The following is a 15,464-nucleotide window of genomic DNA, read 5'->3' as shown; positions in this document are numbered from 1 at the left end:
GCCTCCGCGCGACGCGCAGCGGCGCGGGGCGGGGGTCAGGGGGTGAGGGCGGCGCGGAGGTAGGGGAGGTCGGCGGGGCTGGTCCAGCGGTGGGCCGGCAGGCCGGCGGCGCGGGCTCCGCGTACGGAGCGGTCGTCGTCGTCCACGAACAGGACCCGGCGGGGCGGGGTGGCGAGCGCCTCGCAGGCGGTACGGAAGTACTCGGGAGCCGGCTTGTGCACCCCGAGTACGGACGAGTTGAGGACCAGGTCCACCTCGTCCACCAGGTTCAGCTCGGCCAGATCCGCGTCGAGCCGGTCGGTGGCGTTGGTGGCCAGTCCAACCCGTACGCCGCCCGCGCGCACCTCCCGGACGAAGGCGAGGACCTCCTGGTCGACCTCGCCCCGGTACGCCTGCCACTGGTCGACGGCGGCGAGCGCCCGTTCCCGGCCACCGGCCGGTTCGGCCAGCGCGTCCGCGACGCCGTTCATCCAGTCCAGGTGACTGACCTGGCCGGTGACCGCCGGCTGGAGCAGCGACCAGCGCATCGCGGTGTCGAGCAGCGCCCCGGCCGGGAGGCCGAACTCCCGCTCCACCGCCTCGTTGACCGCCGGATCCCACCGTCGCAGTACCCCGTCGAGGTCGACCAGCAGCGCCGTCGCCTTTTCCCGAGCCATCAGTCCTCTTCCCTGCTGAGCCGCTGGCTGATCACCTCGGTGACCCCGTTGCGCATGGTGACGCCGTACAGCGCGTCGGCCACTTCCATGGTGCGCTTCTGGTGGGTGATGATAATGAGCTGGCTCTTCTCCCTGAGCTGCGCCATCAGGGTGATCAGGCGACCGAGGTTGACGTCGTCGAGCGCCGCCTCCACCTCGTCCATGATGTAGAACGGGCTGGGCCGGGCGCGGAAGATCGCCACCAGCATGGCGACGGCGGTCAGCGACCGCTCCCCGCCGGAGAGCAGCGACAACCGCTTGATCTTCTTGCCGGGCGGGCGGGCCTCGACCTCGACGCCGGTGGTGAGCAGGTCGTCCGGCTCGGTGAGGATCAGCCGTCCCTCGCCGCCGGGGAAGAGGACGGTGAAGACCTGCTCGAACTCGCGGGCGGTGTCGGCGAACGCGCTGGCGAAGACCTCGAGGATCCGGTCGTCCACGTCCTTCACCACGGTGAGCAGGTCACGGCGGGTGGCCTTGAGGTCTTCGAGCTGCTCGGAGAGGAACTTGAACCGCTCTTCGAGGGCGGCGAACTCCTCCAGGGCGAGCGGGTTGACCTTGCCCAGCAGGGCCAGTTCCCGTTCGGCCTTGGCGGCCCGCTTCTCCTGCACCGGGCGCTCGAACGGCACCGGCTCGGGCACCGGCGTACCGTCCCGCTCGGCCATGGCGACGTCCGCCGGGGTGGGCGGGACGAGCTGCTGCGGTCCGTACTCGCTGATCAGCGTCTCCACGTCGAGGGCGAAGTCCTCGGCGGCCTTGATCTCGAGCTGCTCGATCCGCATCCGCTGTTCGGCTCGGGCCACCTCGTCCCGGTGCACCGCGCTGGTCAGCCGCTCGAGGTCGGCGCCGAGCCGCTTGGCGGCGCCGCGTACCTCCTGTAGTTCGGCCTCGCGGGAGGCGCGGGCGCGGGCGACCTCGTCGCGGGTCCGCTCGGCGGCGGTGAGGGAGGCCACCACCCGCGTGAGCGCCTCGCGGGCGCCGTACTCGACCGCGCGGGCGATCCCGGCCCCACGGGTACGCGCGGCCCGGCGGGCGGCGGCCCGCTCGCGGGCGGCCCGTTCGGCGTTCGCCTGCCGGACCAGGGAGTCGGCCCGGCCGGCGATGGCGGCGACCCGTTCCTCGGCGGTACGGACGGCGAGCCGGACCTCCATCTCGTTCTGCCGGGCCGGCGGCAGGTAGCGGGCGAGTTCGTCGCGTTCCTCGGTGGACGGTTCGGCGTCGATCGGGGTGACCTCGGCCAGCCGCAGCCGCTCCTCCAACTCGGCGAGTCCGGCGAGGTCCTGGTCGCGGGCCTCTTCGGCCTTGGCCCGGGACTGACCCAGCCGGTCGGTTTCGGCCTTGGCGGAGCGGGCGGCGGCGCCGAGTTCGGCGAGCCGGCGGGCGGCGGCGTTGCGCTGGCCCTCGGCCTCCCGTTTGACGGCCGCGGCGGCGGTGACGGCGTCCTTGCGTTCGGCCACCTCGGCTCGGGCGTCGGCGAGCTGGCCGGTGAGTTCGGCGATGGTCGCCTCGGCGGTGAGCCGGTTGGTCCGGGCCTCCTCGACGGCGGCCTGGACCTCGATGAAACTCGGTGCCTTGGCCGAGCCCCCGGCCGCGGCGTAGGCGCCGACCACGTCCCCGTCCGGGGTGACCGCGCGCAGCTCCGAGTTCGCGCCGACCAGCCGGGTCGCGGCTTCAAGGTCGTCGACGAGTACGACGTCACGCAGCGCCCGGTGCACCGCCGGGCGGATCTCCTCCGGGGCGTCGACCAGGTCGGGCGCCCAGCGGGCACCGTCGGGCAGGGCGGGGCGGAGCGCGTCCAGTGAGCCGATCATGCCGGGTCCGGCGGCACCGCCGACCAGCAGACTGGCCCGCCCGGCGTCCTGGATCTTGAGCAGCCGCATCGCCTCGGCGGCCTCGTCCACCCCGCTGACCGCGACCGCGTCGGCGAGCGCACCGAGCGCGGCGGCCAGCGCGGCCTCGTTTCCCGGCGCGACGGTCAGCATCCCGGCCAGCCCGCCGAGCAGCCCCGGCACCTGGTCGGCGCGGGCCAGCAGCGCCCCGGCACCGTCCTTGCGGCGCAGCCCCATGGCCAGCGCCTCCTCGCGCGCCTTCCAGGTCGCCGCGTCCTTCTCCGCCCGGCGCTCGGCATCCGACAGCGCCCGTACGGTCGCGTTCGCGGCCTCGTGCGCGGCCTGCGCCTCGGCGTGCCGGGCGTCGAGGTCGACGTTGTCCCGCTCGGCCGCGGTCGACTGGGCGGCCACCGCGTCCACCTCGGCCTGCGCCCGTTCCGCCCGCCCCTGGGCGTCGGTGTGCGCGGCGGCCAACCGGGCGATCTCCTCTGCCGCGGTACCGGTACGCGCCCGCGCCGAGTTGACCTGCCCGGTGAGCCGGGCCAGCCCCTCCCGCCGGTCGGCGATCGCCTTGGCGGCGGTGACCAGCGCCCGTTCCGCCTCGGCGAGCTGCCGTTCGAGCTGCTGGCGGTTCTCCACCGCCTCGGCCAGGCGGATCTGGTCGTCGGTGAGGGCGGCCCGCAGTTCCGCCTCGTGCTCCCGGACCGTCTCCGCCTCGGCGGCGAGCTGGTCCGGGTCCCGGCCGGGTCGTTCGTCGTCCGGGGTGGCGCTCAGGTGCCGGAGCCGTTCCCGGGCGAGCTGTTCGGTGGAACGGAACCGCTCCTGCAACGCGGAGAGCTTGTACCAGGTCTCCTGGGCCCGGGTGAGCAGCGGCGCGTCTTCGGCGAGCGCCTCCTCCAGCTCACCGAGGCGCCGCTGGACCTCCGTGTGCTCCGCCTCGACCTGCTCCCGCCGGTCCCGCAGGGCCGCCTCGTCGGCGATCTCCTTGTCCAGGGTCGTACGCAGGGTGGCGAGGTCGTCGGCGAGCAGCCGCAGCCGGGCGTCACGCAGGTTGGACTGGATCGCGGCGGCCCGGCGGGCCACCTCGGCCTGCCTGCCCAGGGGCTTGAGCTGGCGGCGCAACTCGGCGGTCAGGTCGTTGAGCCGGTTGAGGTTGGTCTGCATCGCGTCCAGCTTGCGCAGCGCCTTTTCCTTGCGCTTGCGATGCTTCAGTACGCCGGCCGCCTCCTCGATGAACGCGCGCCGGTCCTCCGGCTTGGCGTGCAGTACGGCGTCGAGCTGGCCCTGTCCGACGATGACGTGCATCTCTCGCCCGATGCCGGAGTCGGAGAGAAGTTCCTGGATGTCGAGCAACCGGCAGGAGTTGCCGTTGATCTCGTACTCGCTCTCGCCGGAGCGGAACATCCGACGGGTGATCGACACCTCGGTGTAGTCGATCGGCAGGGCACCGTCGGTATTGTCGATGGTGAGTGTCACCTCGGCCCGGCCCAGTGGTGCCCGACCGGCGGTGCCGGCGAAGATGACGTCCTCCATCTTGCCGCCCCGCAGCGCCTTGGCGCTGTGCTCGCCGAGCACCCAGGCGATGGCGTCGACGACGTTCGACTTGCCGGAGCCGTTCGGGCCCACCACACAGGTGATGCCCGGTTCCAGCCGGAGCGTCGTCGCGGAGGCGAAGGACTTGAAACCCTTCACCGTCAGGCTCTTCAGATACACGTTGCCGATCCTCGTCCGACGTGAGCGCCGGTCTGTCGGGCAGCCGTACCGAGCATCCGGCCACCGGGACTCGTCACCACCGCGGTCGTCGGGGCCGGCCGGCCGCTCCCGGCTGCGGGGACCTGGTCAACCCGCAGCGTAACCCGAACCGGTGTGCCGGCCGACGCGGCACACGCTCCCGAGCGCGTCGGATGCCTGGCAGCGGCCCTCCGGGTGGACCATCACCGGAGTACGCCGTCACGGACGGTGATTTTCGCCCGGTGACGTGCACGACTCTTTCCGGACAAAAAGATGCGCGCCGCCACAAATGTGTCGGCGCGCGGTCGGTGCTGGTGCGTTTCAGCCGTACAGGCGGTGGACGCCGGTCCCCGGCGTCCGCACGCTCAGGTCAGTGCCGGTTCGGCGAGCCGCAGCAGGTCGTCTGCCTCGGACACCGCCGCTTCGAGCCGATCATTGTCGGCACGCAACCGGGTGATCTCGAACTCGAGTGCCTGAACCCTGGAACGCAGTCGGGTGACCTCGTCGAGCAGGCGCCGGTCGGGCGCCGCACCAACGTGGCCGTAGAGGGCCTTCGCCATATTGCGTCTCCTTGTAATGCGCTGCCGGAAAGGCCGGCCAACGCGCGCCCAACTCGTTCGCGACTACCTACCCGCAGGAACACGCGGGCATGCCTGGGCGCGACTGGCGACACCTATATAGTGTGCCGATGTCCCCTGTCTCGTCAAGTTGGACGGGGCGCAGATCACTCTCATGTCAACCGGTTTGCTTGCCGAGGGTCGCCGCGAGGCACGAACAAAGATCACTGTTCGGACCTTTGAAGTTTAACTCCACCTGGTCATCCGGCCACCACCCGCTGTCTTAGATCTTCCTTAGCCACGTTGCCCGGCCGACCCGCCCCGCGTAGCGTCCGCACCGGCCCACCCCCAGAACCGAGCCGGAGGCGTACGCGTGCAGGGGCGAACCGAACGGAGAGCCCACGGCGGCGGCAGGGCGCAGCGGCACTCGGCACCGGAGAACTTCACCGGCCGGCACCGCGACCCGCGCCGGCTGCCCGGCCCGGTCGGCGTGGCCACCGCGGTCACCCTGCTGCTGGTCATGTTCGGGGTCGGCGCGGCGGTGATGCCGATCGGCCTCGCCAGCGCACCCGACGCGGCCCCGACCGGCGAACCGGTCACCGAGGCCGTCGGCGTCGCCATCCTCGGTGCGGCACCCACCCCGACCACCGCCAGCCCCTCCCCGAGCGCCCGACGGACCACCCCGCCACCGGCCCGCCCCACCCCGTCCCGTACGCCGAGCAGGGCGCCGAAGACGACCAGCGGGGGCGCGGACAGCAGGGAGGCGCAGGTGGTCGAGATCGTCAACCGGGAGCGGGCGGCGAACGGCTGCTCCTCCGTCTCCATGAACAACAAGCTGGCCGAGGCGGCCCGACTGCACAGCGAGGACCAGGCCGCCCACGACAAGATGTCGCACGACGGCAGCGACGGCAGCTCGTTCGTCGACCGGGCCAAGGAGGCCGGGTACAACAACCCGATGAGCGAGAACGTCGCCATGGGGTACGCCTCCCCGACCGCCGTGATGGACGGCTGGATGAACAGCCAGGGCCACCGGACCAACATCCTCAACTGCGACGCGAAGGCGATCGGGGTCGGCATCGCGGCCAACTCCGCCGGCCGCCTCTACTGGACCCAGATGTTCGGCACGGTGGCGTGACCGGGACGTCACCCGTGCCGTACCGGGGGTTGGGTCGTTGGGCACAACGAGGGGGTGTGCTGCTCTTGACAACCGCGGCCCACTGATCCGTGCCCGGGCGGGCACCCGGACTCAGGTTCCGACCGCGACAACGGGCCGGAACCGGACACCTCGCCGCCCAACCACCGCCGGTGCCGGTCACCGGGGGCCGCTCGCCCCGCTGCGCACTCCTGCTGGTGGTCCTCGTTCTGCTGGTGCCGGCGCTGGCCGGGTGCGTACCGCAGTGGGCCCGGCCGGTGCCGATCCCGCCGTGGCCGCTCGGCCCCACCCCCACCTGGCAGTGGCAGTTACGTGGTGAGTTCGACCCGAACGTCGACGCCGAGGTGTTCGTGCTCGACGCCTTCCGTACCCCGGTCGAGGACGTACGCCGGCTGCGCGAACGCGACCGGCGGGCGGTCTGCCACGTGAACGTCGGGACGTACGAGCGCGAGCGGCCGGACGCGGACCGGTTCCCGGAGAACCTGATCGGCGCACCCGTCGACGGCGCGGACGAGCGCTGGCTCGACATCCGGCAGTGGTCGGCCCTCGAACCGGTGATCGCCGACCGGTTCCGGTTGTGCTACGGCAAGGGCTTCACCGCGGTCATGCCGGCGAACATGGACGGCTACGCCCGGAATTCCGGTTTCCCGCTCACCTTCGACGACCAGCTCGTGTTCAACCGCCGGCTGGCCGCGCTGGCCCGCTCCACGAAACTGTCACCGGGGCTGACGAACGACCTCGAACAGGTGGTGGCGCTGGAGCCGTACTTCGACTTCGCGGTCAACGAGGAGTGCTTCCGCCGGGCCGAGTGCGACCAGTTGCTGCCGTTCGTCGAGACCCGCAAACCGGTCTTCCAGGTCGAGTACGAATCCCTGGCCGACGACTTCTGCACCGCCGCCCAGGGCTACGGGTTCGCCACCATCCGCAAGGAACGCGACCTCACCGCCTGGCGGGAACTCTGCCCCGCCGTCCCCGTCGCCCGCTGACCGGCCCTGCCCAGCGCCGACCGACCCGTGCCTAGCCCCGGGGGCGGGGCTGGCAGCGGGGGCAGCTGTACGACGAGCGGTTCATGAACGACTCCCGCCGGATCGCCGCCCCGCACCGGTGACAGGGCAACCCCTCCCGGCCGTACGCGTTCAGCGACCGGTCGAAGTAGCCGCTCTCCCCGTTCACGTTCACGTACAGGGCGTCGAAGCTGGTCCCGCCGGCCGTCAGGGCCTCGCCGAGGACGTCCCGGATGTGCCCGAGCAGCCGGCGCGCGGCCGGTGCGGTGAGCGCGTCCGCCGGGCGGGCGCCGTGCAGCTTGGCCCGCCAGAGCGCCTCGTCGGCGTAGATGTTGCCGACCCCGGAGATCAACGTCTGGTCCAGCAGGGCCCGCTTGATCTCGGTGCGCTTGCGGCGCAGCGCGGTCACGAACCCCTCGTCGGAGAAGGACGGGTCGATCGGGTCCCGGGCGATGTGCGCGATCTCGGCCGGGAGGCTCGCGCCGCCCTCGGAGACCGACAGGCCGCCGAAGGTGCGCTGGTCGACGAAGCGCAGCTCCGGACCGTCGTCGTCGAAACCGAACCGGATCCGCAGGTGGGTCTCGTCCGGCGCCTGCGCCGGCTGCAGCAACAACTGCCCGGACATGCCCAGATGCCCGATCACCGCGTCACCGCTGTCCAACGGGAGCCACAGGTACTTGCCCCGCCGGCACGCGTCGACCACGGTCTTACCCGCGAGCACGGCCGCGAAGTGCGCGTCACCGGCCACGTGCCGGCGGATGGCGCGCGGGTGGCGTACCTCGACGGTGGCGATCCGTCGACCGGTGACCCACTTCGCCAGGCCCTGCCGGACCGTCTCCACCTCGGGCAGCTCAGGCACTTCGTCACCTCACTCGGATACGCCGGGGGCACCGGCTCGGGCACACCGGAACCAACGCCTCCGGTATGCCGGATGCTTCCTCACGGCCTGCGGGAATCGAGCGTACTCAGCGGGCGTCGCCGGTGCCGTCGACCTGTCCGGCGGTGTCCGGTTCCGCCTCGGGCGCGTCCAGCACGCCAGCTCCGGGCCCCGCCGGTTCGTCGACGGGTGCGCCGTCGGCCGCCGGGTCCTCGGTCACCGGTTCGTCGGGTTCGGCCGGCTCGGACAGGATCCGCCAGGCCGCCTCGGCGGCCCGCTGCTCGGCTTCCTTCTTGCTCCGGCCGTCCGCGCCGCCGTACCGCCGGCCGGCGACCACCACCCACGCGGTGAACGTCTTCGCGTGGTCCGGACCGGTGTCGTCGATCCGGTACTCCGGAACGCCGAGGCCCAGCGCCGCGGTCAGCTCCTGGAGGCTGGTCTTCCAGTCCAGGGCGGCCCCGCGACCGGCCGACTCCGCCATCAGCGGGTCGAACAGGCGGTGGATCACGATCCCGGCCGTGTCCAGCCCGTACTGGAGGTAGATCGCGCCGAGCAGGGCCTCCAGGGTGTCGGCCAGAATGCTCGCCTTGTCCCGGCCACCGGTCGTCTCCTCGCCCTTGCCCAGCAGCAGGTACGGGCCGAGCCCCTCCGGACCGAGTCCACGGGCCACGTCGGCCAGCGCCCGCATGTTCACCACGCTGGCGCGCAGCTTGGCGAGCTGCCCCTCGGGCAGGTCCGGGTGGTTGTGGAAGAGCGCAGCGGTGATGACCACACCGAGCACCGAGTCGCCCAGGAACTCCAGACGCTCGTTGGTCGGGAGCCCACCGTTCTCGTACGCGAACGAGCGGTGGGTCAGCGCCCGCTCCAGCAGCTCCGGGTCGAGGCTGACGCCGAACGCCGCCTCCAGGTACCCGATCGGTGCGCGACGGCGCTTGTCGTTGGTCATCCGGTTACCTCGGTGTCGGTCATGGGAGTCTCCTCGGTCCGGTCGTCTGCGCCATGACCGGTACGGCCGGTCGCCGTACTCCGCTCGGTGGTACGGCCGTCCCGGGTGTGGTCGGCGAGCAGCCCGGAGATCGCCGCGGTCGCACCGCGACGGTGCAGGTGGGCGGCGAGTGCGATCCCGGAGGCGAGATCGTCGTCGCGCGCCGCGCCATGGCAGACGACGACCGTACCGGCCACGCCGAGCAGGGCGGCGGCCCGGGGCGCCCCTCCGCTGGCCGGGGGCCCGCCGGCCATCGCGTACGCGCCCTCGATGCCCTTGAGCAGGATGTTGCCGGTGAATCCGTCGGTGACGACCACGTCGGCCCGGTTGCCGACGGCGACGTCGTACCCCTCGACGAGGCCGACGTAGTGCGCGCCCGGCGGCAGGGCGGCCAGGGCGAGCACCGGGTCGGCGGCCCGCCGGGCCCGGTCCCCCTTGCCCGCCTCGGTGCCGACGGAGAGCAGCCCGATCCGGGGCTCGGCCACCCCGTGCACCACGGCGGCGTAGGCGGCGCCGAGCACCGCGTGCCGGGCCAGGGTGCCCGGTCGGGCCTCGAGTGAGCCACCGACGTCGAGCAGGACGACCGGCCCGCCGAGGGCCGGCAGGGTGGCCACCAGTGCCGGACGCCGTACGTCCGGCCAGCGGCCGAACCCGAGTACGGCGGCGGTGACGGTGGCGCCCGTGGCACCGGCGGAGACAACCGCGTCGGCGGTCCCCTCGACCACCGCGGCGACCGCCGCCCGGACGGTGGTGTCGGCCCGGCTCACCCGCCTCGGGTCGTCGCCCATCGCGACCCCGTGCCGGACCGGTCGGACGGAGATCCGGTCCCGGTCGGCCGGGTGCAGAACGCCCAACAGCTCGTCGGCCGCCTCAGGCGGGCCGACGAGCAGCAGGTGCAGGTCGGGGTCGGCGCCGAACGCCCGCAGAGCGCCGTCAACCACGACGGCGGGAGCTCCGTCCCCGCCGAGGAGGTCGACGGCGATCCGCACGGTGCCCGGCTCCACGGGAACGCCGGCCGTCACAATGCGGCCGGCGCCGGCGGGAGCCGGTGCACCGGGCAGTCGCCAGGGCGTGGGCGCCACCCGACCCGGGGTCGGGAGCGTCACTCGGATGCCGGTGTCAGACCTCGAGGACCTGGCGGCCGTTGTAGGTGCCACAGACGCTGCACGCGGCGTGCGGCAGCTTCGGCGACTTGCACTGCGGGCACGCCACGGTCGCGACCACCGTGGCCTTCCAGTTCGCCCGGCGGGACCGGGTGTTGCTGCGCGACATCTTGCGCTTCGGGACGGCCACGGTTCCTACTCCTCTTTACGGGTCAGTTGCGTCAGGCCCGCCCAGCGCGGGTCGATCTGCTGGTGGCTGTGGTCAGCCGGCAGATCGTCCCAGTGCACCCCACAATCGGTGCACAGTCCCGGGCAGTCCTCTCGGCACAGCGGGTTCGTCGGTAGTGCGAGCACCACCGCGTCCCGCAGCGCCGGCTCCAGGTCGATCAGGTCGCCCTGCATGCGGCCCACCTCGTCCTCCTCGGTCGTCTCGTCCGTGGTGCTGTTCGCGTACGCGTACAGCTCCTGGATCGTGACGACCACGGAGTCGTCGATCTGGCGCAGGCAGCGACCACACTCGCCCTGCACGGCCCCGGAGACGGTCCCGGAGACGTATACGCCCTCGGACACCGACTGGAGGCTCAGGTCGAGACTCAGGTCCGTGCCCTCCGGCACGCCGACCATCTCCACGCCGAGGTCCGCCGGCGCCTTTACCACCCGCGTGACCGTACGCAACGCACCAGGCCGACGCGGCAGTTCCCTCGTGTCGAGGACCAGCGGCGACCTGGGATCGAGTTGGCTTGGCGTGTGTTTGGGCATAATCAGACTCCGGCCTGTTGGAGGCCGACGAAACAGGTTACCTGGGCGGCGGCCCGGGCGTCGAACCGGGGCACCGGGAAGCGCACTCCACGCTCATCGGCCCGCCGTAGCCCGGCGGTTCCCCCCGCCCGTTCGTCGGTCGGTGATGGTGACGATCAGAACGGCAGCGGGCGTTCGCTCTCCTCGCCGGCGAAAGTGCCGATCTCACGCAGAGCGTGCATCTTGTCCCGGCCCCGCTCGATCGAGGCGAGCGCGCGGGTGAGGAACTGTTCGAAGTTCGCCAGCGCCGTGTCCACGTAATCGTCCACCTCGGCGCGCAGCCGCTGCGACTCGGCCCGCGCCTCGGCGATGATCCGGGCGCCCTCGTGCTCGGCCGAGACGGTGATCTCGTTCACCGAGACGAGGCGGGCGTGTTCCGCCTCACCCTCGCTGATGATCCGGTCCGCCTCGCGCTTACCGGCATCCATGATGTTGTCCCGCTCGTCGAGCAGGGCGGCTGCCCGGCGCAGGTCGGTCGGGAGGTCGGCGCGCAGCTCGTCGAGAGCCGCGATGAAGTCCGCCCGGTCGACCATGCAGTTGGTGCGCGACATCGGGACGGAGCGTGCCGTCTCCACGATGTTGATGAGTTCGTCGATGCGGTCGAGCGGGTCCACCGGTACCTCACTCCTGTCGTTCGTCTGCCGACCTACATGATGCGGCGTCCAACCGGGTTGCTGCTCAACCAATGATGCGGTGCCCGGGGGACGAGGGGACCAAACTGCCCGGCGTGGCGCGGAGCACACCCGCGCCCGGTGCGGTAGACACGCTCGGCCGTCGGTGGGGATCGATCGCCTCCGACGGCGGTAGCTAGGCCGGGGCGGTGGTGTTCAGCCGCTCCCGCAGCGCCCGGCGTACCAGGTCGGGCACGTGCGGGGAGACGTCGCCGCCCCACTTGGCGACGTCTTTGACCAGGCTCGAGGAGAGGAACGAGTAGAGCGGGTTGGTCGGCATGAAGAGCGTCTCGACGCCGGCCAGCCCGATGTTCATCTGCGCCATCTGCAGCTCGTAGTCGAAGTCACTCACCGCCCGGATCCCCTTGACCAGGACGGACGCCTGCTGGGCCCGGCAGAAGTCGACCAGCAGCCCCCGGAAGGACGCCACCCGTACGTTGTCGTACGACGAGGTCACCTCGCGCAGCATCGCGATCCGCTCGTCGACGGTGAACAGCCCGCTCTTGGACTGGTTGATCAGCACGCCGACGATCACCTCGTCGAAGAGTCGACTGGCCCGCCCGATGATGTCGAGGTGGCCGTTGGTGACCGGGTCGAACGAGCCGGGACAGACCGCACGTCTCATGATCCGCGACCGTACCAAAGAGTGGTCTCTCCGTAACGCCGACCGCGCTCGACAGTGATCCCCTGCACCTCGTCCAGGGGACCGGTACGGGTCGACCGCTCGACCACGACCACCCCGTCCGGGGCCAGCCAGCCGTGCTCGACCAGTGCGGTCAGCATCAGGGTGATCTCCTCGTTCGGCACCGCGTACGGCGGATCCGCGAAAATCACGTCGTACGGGCCGCCGTCCGGGCCACCGGCGAGCACCTGGGCGACCTTCCCGGTGACCAGCCGCGCCGCCGGGGTGGCCCGCAGGGTGGCGAGGTTGTCCCGGGCGATCCGGGCCGCCCTCGGGTCGGCCTCGACCAGCAGTACGTGCACCGCACCCCGGGAGAGCGCCTCCAACCCGACCGCGCCGGAGCCGGCGTACAGGTCGGCGAAGCGGGCACCGTCCAGGTCGACCTGGGTGTCGAGCGCGCTGAACAGCGCCTCGCGTACCCGGTCGGAGGTGGGTCGGGTGGACGCACCCGGCGGGGCGACGATCCGCCTCCCACCGAAGCTGCCCGCCACGATCCGGGTCACCGCGACCTCCCGCTCTGCACGCAACGACGGTACGCCGGATGGTGGGACCGGCCGACGGACACCACCCACCCACCGACAGAGATCTTTTGGACACGCCTAGTTGATCAAATATCTCGAATCCACAACATCGTGGTGCGAAAGATCTCGAGACTGTCTCAATATCACCGGAATCGGTAAGGTCGGGCGCTGTGCCGGCTGCGTTCTCGCCGGCGTACGACGTTGGGGAGGCGTCGGCACAGGTCGCGCCCGAGTCGGCGGCGGCCATCTCCGCCATCCCCAGCGCCGTGCCCTGACGCTTCCATCTCCAGGAGTCACGCGTGATCCATCCCAAGCTGTCGCTGCGGCGTCCGCTCGCCGTCGTCGGGGCCGCCTTCATCGGTCTCGCCGCCGCGACCGTCGTCGCCGCGCCCGCGAGCGCGCACCACCCGATCGTCGAGGCGCAGGCCCCCTGTGTCCTCCCCTCCGGTGACTGGAAAGTCAACTGGACCGTGGCCAACAGCGAGAGCGACATCGTCGGCCACCTGACCAAGGTCAGCACCGAGCCGGCGACCACCACCCTCACCGGCATCAAGGTCGGAGCCGAACTGCCGCGCAGCGGCAAGGGGAAGCTGGCCGGCGAGCAGGTGCTCAAGGCCAACCAGAACCGCACCAAGCTCACGGTGACCGCCAAGTGGATCCGGACCAACCGGGGCCAGCAGCAGGAGATCAAGCAGGAGGCCGCTTCGAGCTGGGTGAACAAGCCCACGGTCAAGTGCGCAACCACCCCCAGCCCGTCGCCGAGCGCCTCGGCGACCCCGTCGCCGACCGTTCCGGTCACCCCGTCGGCCAGCCCGAGCACCTCGACCTCGGCCTCGCCGAGCCCGTCGGTGAGCCCGAGCAGCTCGGCCACCCCGAGCCCGGTGCCGAGCATCACCCCGCCGGCGGTGGTCACGCCGGAGACCGCGGTCAAGCACACCTGCGACGACCTCACCTACGCGGTCACCAACCCGGCCGACGGCAAGACGGTCAACATCACCGTCACGCCGAACAAGGGCGAGCCGAAGACCCTCACCGTCGAGCCGGGCAAGTCCGGCAGCGTGTCGTTCCCGGCCGAGACCGGCCTGACCATCACGCCGAGCGGCGAGGGCGTCCTGGACACCACCCCGGTCGCCTGGGAGAAGCCGGCCGACTGTGACTCGGGCGCGGGCGGTGGCGACCTGCCGCTGACCGGTGCCGCCGCCGGTGGCATCGCCGCCGGAGCCCTGGTGCTGCTGGCCGCCGGTGTGGCGCTCTTCCTGGTGGCCCGCCGTCGTCGGCTGACCTTCACCGCCTGAGCGATCTCCACCGAACCGGCCTGAGAACGGCCCGGACCGGCAACGGTCCGGGGTGATCGAAGACCGGGTCCGTACGAACGGACTGAGGGCGCGTCGACCATCCGGTCGGCGCGCCCTCGGCATTCACCGCCGCCGCGATCGCGATTCTCCGGAATGGACGGTCCGTGGGCCCGGACAAATGATCGATTCTCGCCGGTCCTTACGTTCGGTCCTTTAGCCGAACGGTCACCCCGATTACTCCCGACCACGGGTCCGGCTACCGTCTGCGATACCCGCTGGCCCACCACCGTGACATCGGAACCGGACGAGAAAAACCGGGAAACCGGGCGTGCATCAATTATCTCGAATGTATAACAGAATGTTTAAGAGCGGCTCAAGGGTGTCCCCGCCGCGCCGACATCGCTAAGGTCGGGCGCTGTGCCGGTGCGAATTTGCCCGGCGTACGACGTCGGGGAGGCGTCAACCCGGGCCGCGTCTCATTCGGACAGTGGCCGAACTCGTCACCCCTCGTCGTGCCCTGACGTATTTACCCCCTCAGGAGTACGCGTGACTCAGCAGAAGCTGTCGCTCCGGCGGCCGCTCGCCATCCTCGGGGCCGCCGTCGTCGGCCTCGCCGCCGTCCTGACGGTTTCGGCCCCCGCGAGCGCCCACCACCCCGTGATCTCGGGTACCGCATGCAAGATCACCAGCGGTACCGACAAGGGCAAGTACGAGGTCAAGTGGACCGTCGCCAACAGCGAGCGGGACTGGGACGCGGTGGTGGAGAACGTCACCAGCCCCTCGCGCACGGCCATCACCAACATCGTGGTCGGCGCCAAGCTGCCCAAGCTGAGCTCCAACAAGCCGGCGCTGAGCGGTGTGCAGATCGTGCCGGCGAACAAGGACCGCCACCTCACGATCAAGGCGTTCTGGGACAAGCCGCGCGAGGACGTCACCAAGACGCAGACCGAGAAGGCGCGCGACATCGGCAACTGCCCGACCACGCCGACCAGCCCGACGCCGACCCCGACCAAGCCGCCGACGCCGACCCCGTCCGCGACCACCCCGACCCCGACGCCGCCGGTCACGACCCCGCCGTCGACCCCGCCGGCAACGACTCCGCCGGCGACCACCCCGCCGGCCAGCCCGACCCCGACCCCGCCGGTTGTCGTGCCGGAGCCGGGCGAGCCGACCTTCGAGCTGCAGGAGACCTGCGACAAGCTCACCTTCCTGATCGAGAACCCGGCCGACGGCATCGCCTTCACCGTGACGCTGACCTCGGAGAAGGGTGTGGTCAAGGAGCTCAAGGCCGAGCCCGGCAAGACCACCTCGGTTTCCTTCGACGCGTACGCGGGTCTGAAGGTCACGCCGAGCGCCGAGGGCGTCACCGACGAGACCGTGGCATGGACCGCGCCGAACGACTGCGGTGGCGCCGGTGGCGGCAGCGATGACGAGCTGGCCCTGACCGGTGCGGCTGCGGGCGGTATCGCCGGCGGCGCGGCCGTTCTGCTGGCCATCGGTGTGGTGCTCTTCCTCGTGTTCCGTCGCCGTCGGGTCCGCTTCACCGCCTGATCCGGCTGACTGCTC

Annotated in this window: 15 protein-coding genes; 4 read left to right on the top strand and 11 right to left on the bottom strand. The window is 71.6% G+C overall.

The genetic code is table 11. The annotated features are described in order from the left end of the window. Positions 1 to 35: 35 nt before the first annotated feature. From ACWEFB_RS13880 to ACWEFB_RS13870, 3 genes are all read right to left on the bottom strand, one after another. A complete protein-coding gene (locus ACWEFB_RS13880; RefSeq protein WP_452285383.1) occupies positions 36 to 656 on the bottom strand; it encodes an HAD family hydrolase in 621 nt (206 codons plus the stop codon). Next, the gene (smc, locus tag ACWEFB_RS13875) at positions 656 to 4,234 is read right to left on the bottom strand and encodes a chromosome segregation protein SMC (protein WP_452285381.1); all 3,579 of its coding nucleotides are present in this window, start codon (positions 4,232 to 4,234) and stop codon (positions 656 to 658) included. The genes ACWEFB_RS13880 and smc overlap by 1 nt, the downstream gene beginning before the upstream one ends. A gap of 383 nt (positions 4,235 to 4,617) precedes the next feature. Continuing rightward, entirely contained in the window at positions 4,618 to 4,812 is a 195-nt protein-coding gene (locus tag ACWEFB_RS13870) for a hypothetical protein (RefSeq protein ID WP_326560444.1), read from the bottom strand. 370 nt (positions 4,813 to 5,182) lie between these two features. Between ACWEFB_RS13870 and ACWEFB_RS13865 the strand changes: the two genes are divergently transcribed. Both ACWEFB_RS13865 and ACWEFB_RS13860 read left to right on the top strand, forming a co-directional pair. After that, the gene (locus tag ACWEFB_RS13865) at positions 5,183 to 5,944 is read left to right on the top strand and encodes a CAP domain-containing protein (protein WP_452285379.1); all 762 of its coding nucleotides are present in this window, start codon (positions 5,183 to 5,185) and stop codon (positions 5,942 to 5,944) included. A gap of 170 nt (positions 5,945 to 6,114) precedes the next feature. Beyond that, positions 6,115 to 6,948 (top strand): endo alpha-1,4 polygalactosaminidase, encoded by an 834-nt coding sequence (locus ACWEFB_RS13860; RefSeq protein ID WP_452285377.1) that lies wholly within the window; start codon positions 6,115 to 6,117, stop codon positions 6,946 to 6,948. A gap of 31 nt (positions 6,949 to 6,979) precedes the next feature. Here ACWEFB_RS13860 and mutM read toward each other — a convergent pair whose 3' ends face one another. The 8 genes from mutM to rsmD all read right to left on the bottom strand — a co-directional run bounded on the left by mutM (position 6,980) and on the right by rsmD (position 12,585). Beyond that, positions 6,980 to 7,825, bottom strand: coding sequence for a bifunctional DNA-formamidopyrimidine glycosylase/DNA-(apurinic or apyrimidinic site) lyase (gene mutM / locus ACWEFB_RS13855; protein WP_452285375.1), 846 nt, complete (start codon positions 7,823 to 7,825; stop codon positions 6,980 to 6,982). Between the two features lie 106 nt (positions 7,826 to 7,931). Further along, positions 7,932 to 8,789 carry a ribonuclease III gene (gene rnc / locus ACWEFB_RS13850; protein ID WP_452285373.1) on the bottom strand — a complete coding sequence of 286 codons (858 nt, stop codon included), beginning with the start codon at positions 8,787 to 8,789 and terminating at the stop codon, positions 7,932 to 7,934. Continuing rightward, positions 8,786 to 9,832, bottom strand: coding sequence for a phosphate acyltransferase PlsX (locus ACWEFB_RS13845; protein ID WP_326560449.1), 1,047 nt, complete (start codon positions 9,830 to 9,832; stop codon positions 8,786 to 8,788). Before ACWEFB_RS13845 ends, rnc begins: the two co-directional genes overlap by 4 nt. A 115-nt stretch (positions 9,833 to 9,947) precedes the next feature. Next, on the bottom strand, positions 9,948 to 10,121 hold the full coding sequence (rpmF, locus tag ACWEFB_RS13840; protein ID WP_030335284.1) for a 50S ribosomal protein L32: 174 nt from the start codon (positions 10,119 to 10,121) through the stop codon (positions 9,948 to 9,950). 5 nt (positions 10,122 to 10,126) lie between these two features. Beyond that, on the bottom strand, positions 10,127 to 10,690 hold the full coding sequence (locus ACWEFB_RS13835) for a YceD family protein (RefSeq protein WP_326560451.1): 564 nt from the start codon (positions 10,688 to 10,690) through the stop codon (positions 10,127 to 10,129). Positions 10,691 to 10,845: 155 nt separating this feature from the next. Continuing rightward, positions 10,846 to 11,343 (bottom strand): SPFH domain-containing protein, encoded by a 498-nt coding sequence (locus ACWEFB_RS13830; RefSeq protein ID WP_326560452.1) that lies wholly within the window; start codon positions 11,341 to 11,343, stop codon positions 10,846 to 10,848. A gap of 193 nt (positions 11,344 to 11,536) precedes the next feature. Then, positions 11,537 to 12,025, bottom strand: a complete 489-nt coding sequence (gene coaD, locus ACWEFB_RS13825; protein ID WP_452285370.1) for a pantetheine-phosphate adenylyltransferase — start codon at positions 12,023 to 12,025, stop codon at positions 11,537 to 11,539. Continuing rightward, positions 12,022 to 12,585, bottom strand: a complete 564-nt coding sequence (rsmD, locus tag ACWEFB_RS13820) for a 16S rRNA (guanine(966)-N(2))-methyltransferase RsmD (RefSeq protein ID WP_326560454.1) — start codon at positions 12,583 to 12,585, stop codon at positions 12,022 to 12,024. Before rsmD ends, coaD begins: the two co-directional genes overlap by 4 nt. 317 nt (positions 12,586 to 12,902) lie before the next feature. On the opposite strand from rsmD, the gene ACWEFB_RS13815 reads away from it, so the two are divergent. Together ACWEFB_RS13815 and ACWEFB_RS13810 are read left to right on the top strand one after the other, a co-directional pair. Then, positions 12,903 to 13,898 (top strand): hypothetical protein, encoded by a 996-nt coding sequence (locus ACWEFB_RS13815; RefSeq protein ID WP_452285368.1) that lies wholly within the window; start codon positions 12,903 to 12,905, stop codon positions 13,896 to 13,898. A 546-nt stretch (positions 13,899 to 14,444) separates the two neighbouring features. Continuing rightward, positions 14,445 to 15,449 (top strand): cell wall anchor protein, encoded by a 1,005-nt coding sequence (locus tag ACWEFB_RS13810; RefSeq protein ID WP_326560456.1) that lies wholly within the window; start codon positions 14,445 to 14,447, stop codon positions 15,447 to 15,449. Positions 15,450 to 15,464 lie beyond the last annotated feature (15 nt).

The organism is Micromonospora sp. NPDC004704, from assembly GCF_053601675.1.
This window is presented reverse-complemented; position numbering and strand designations above follow the sequence as displayed.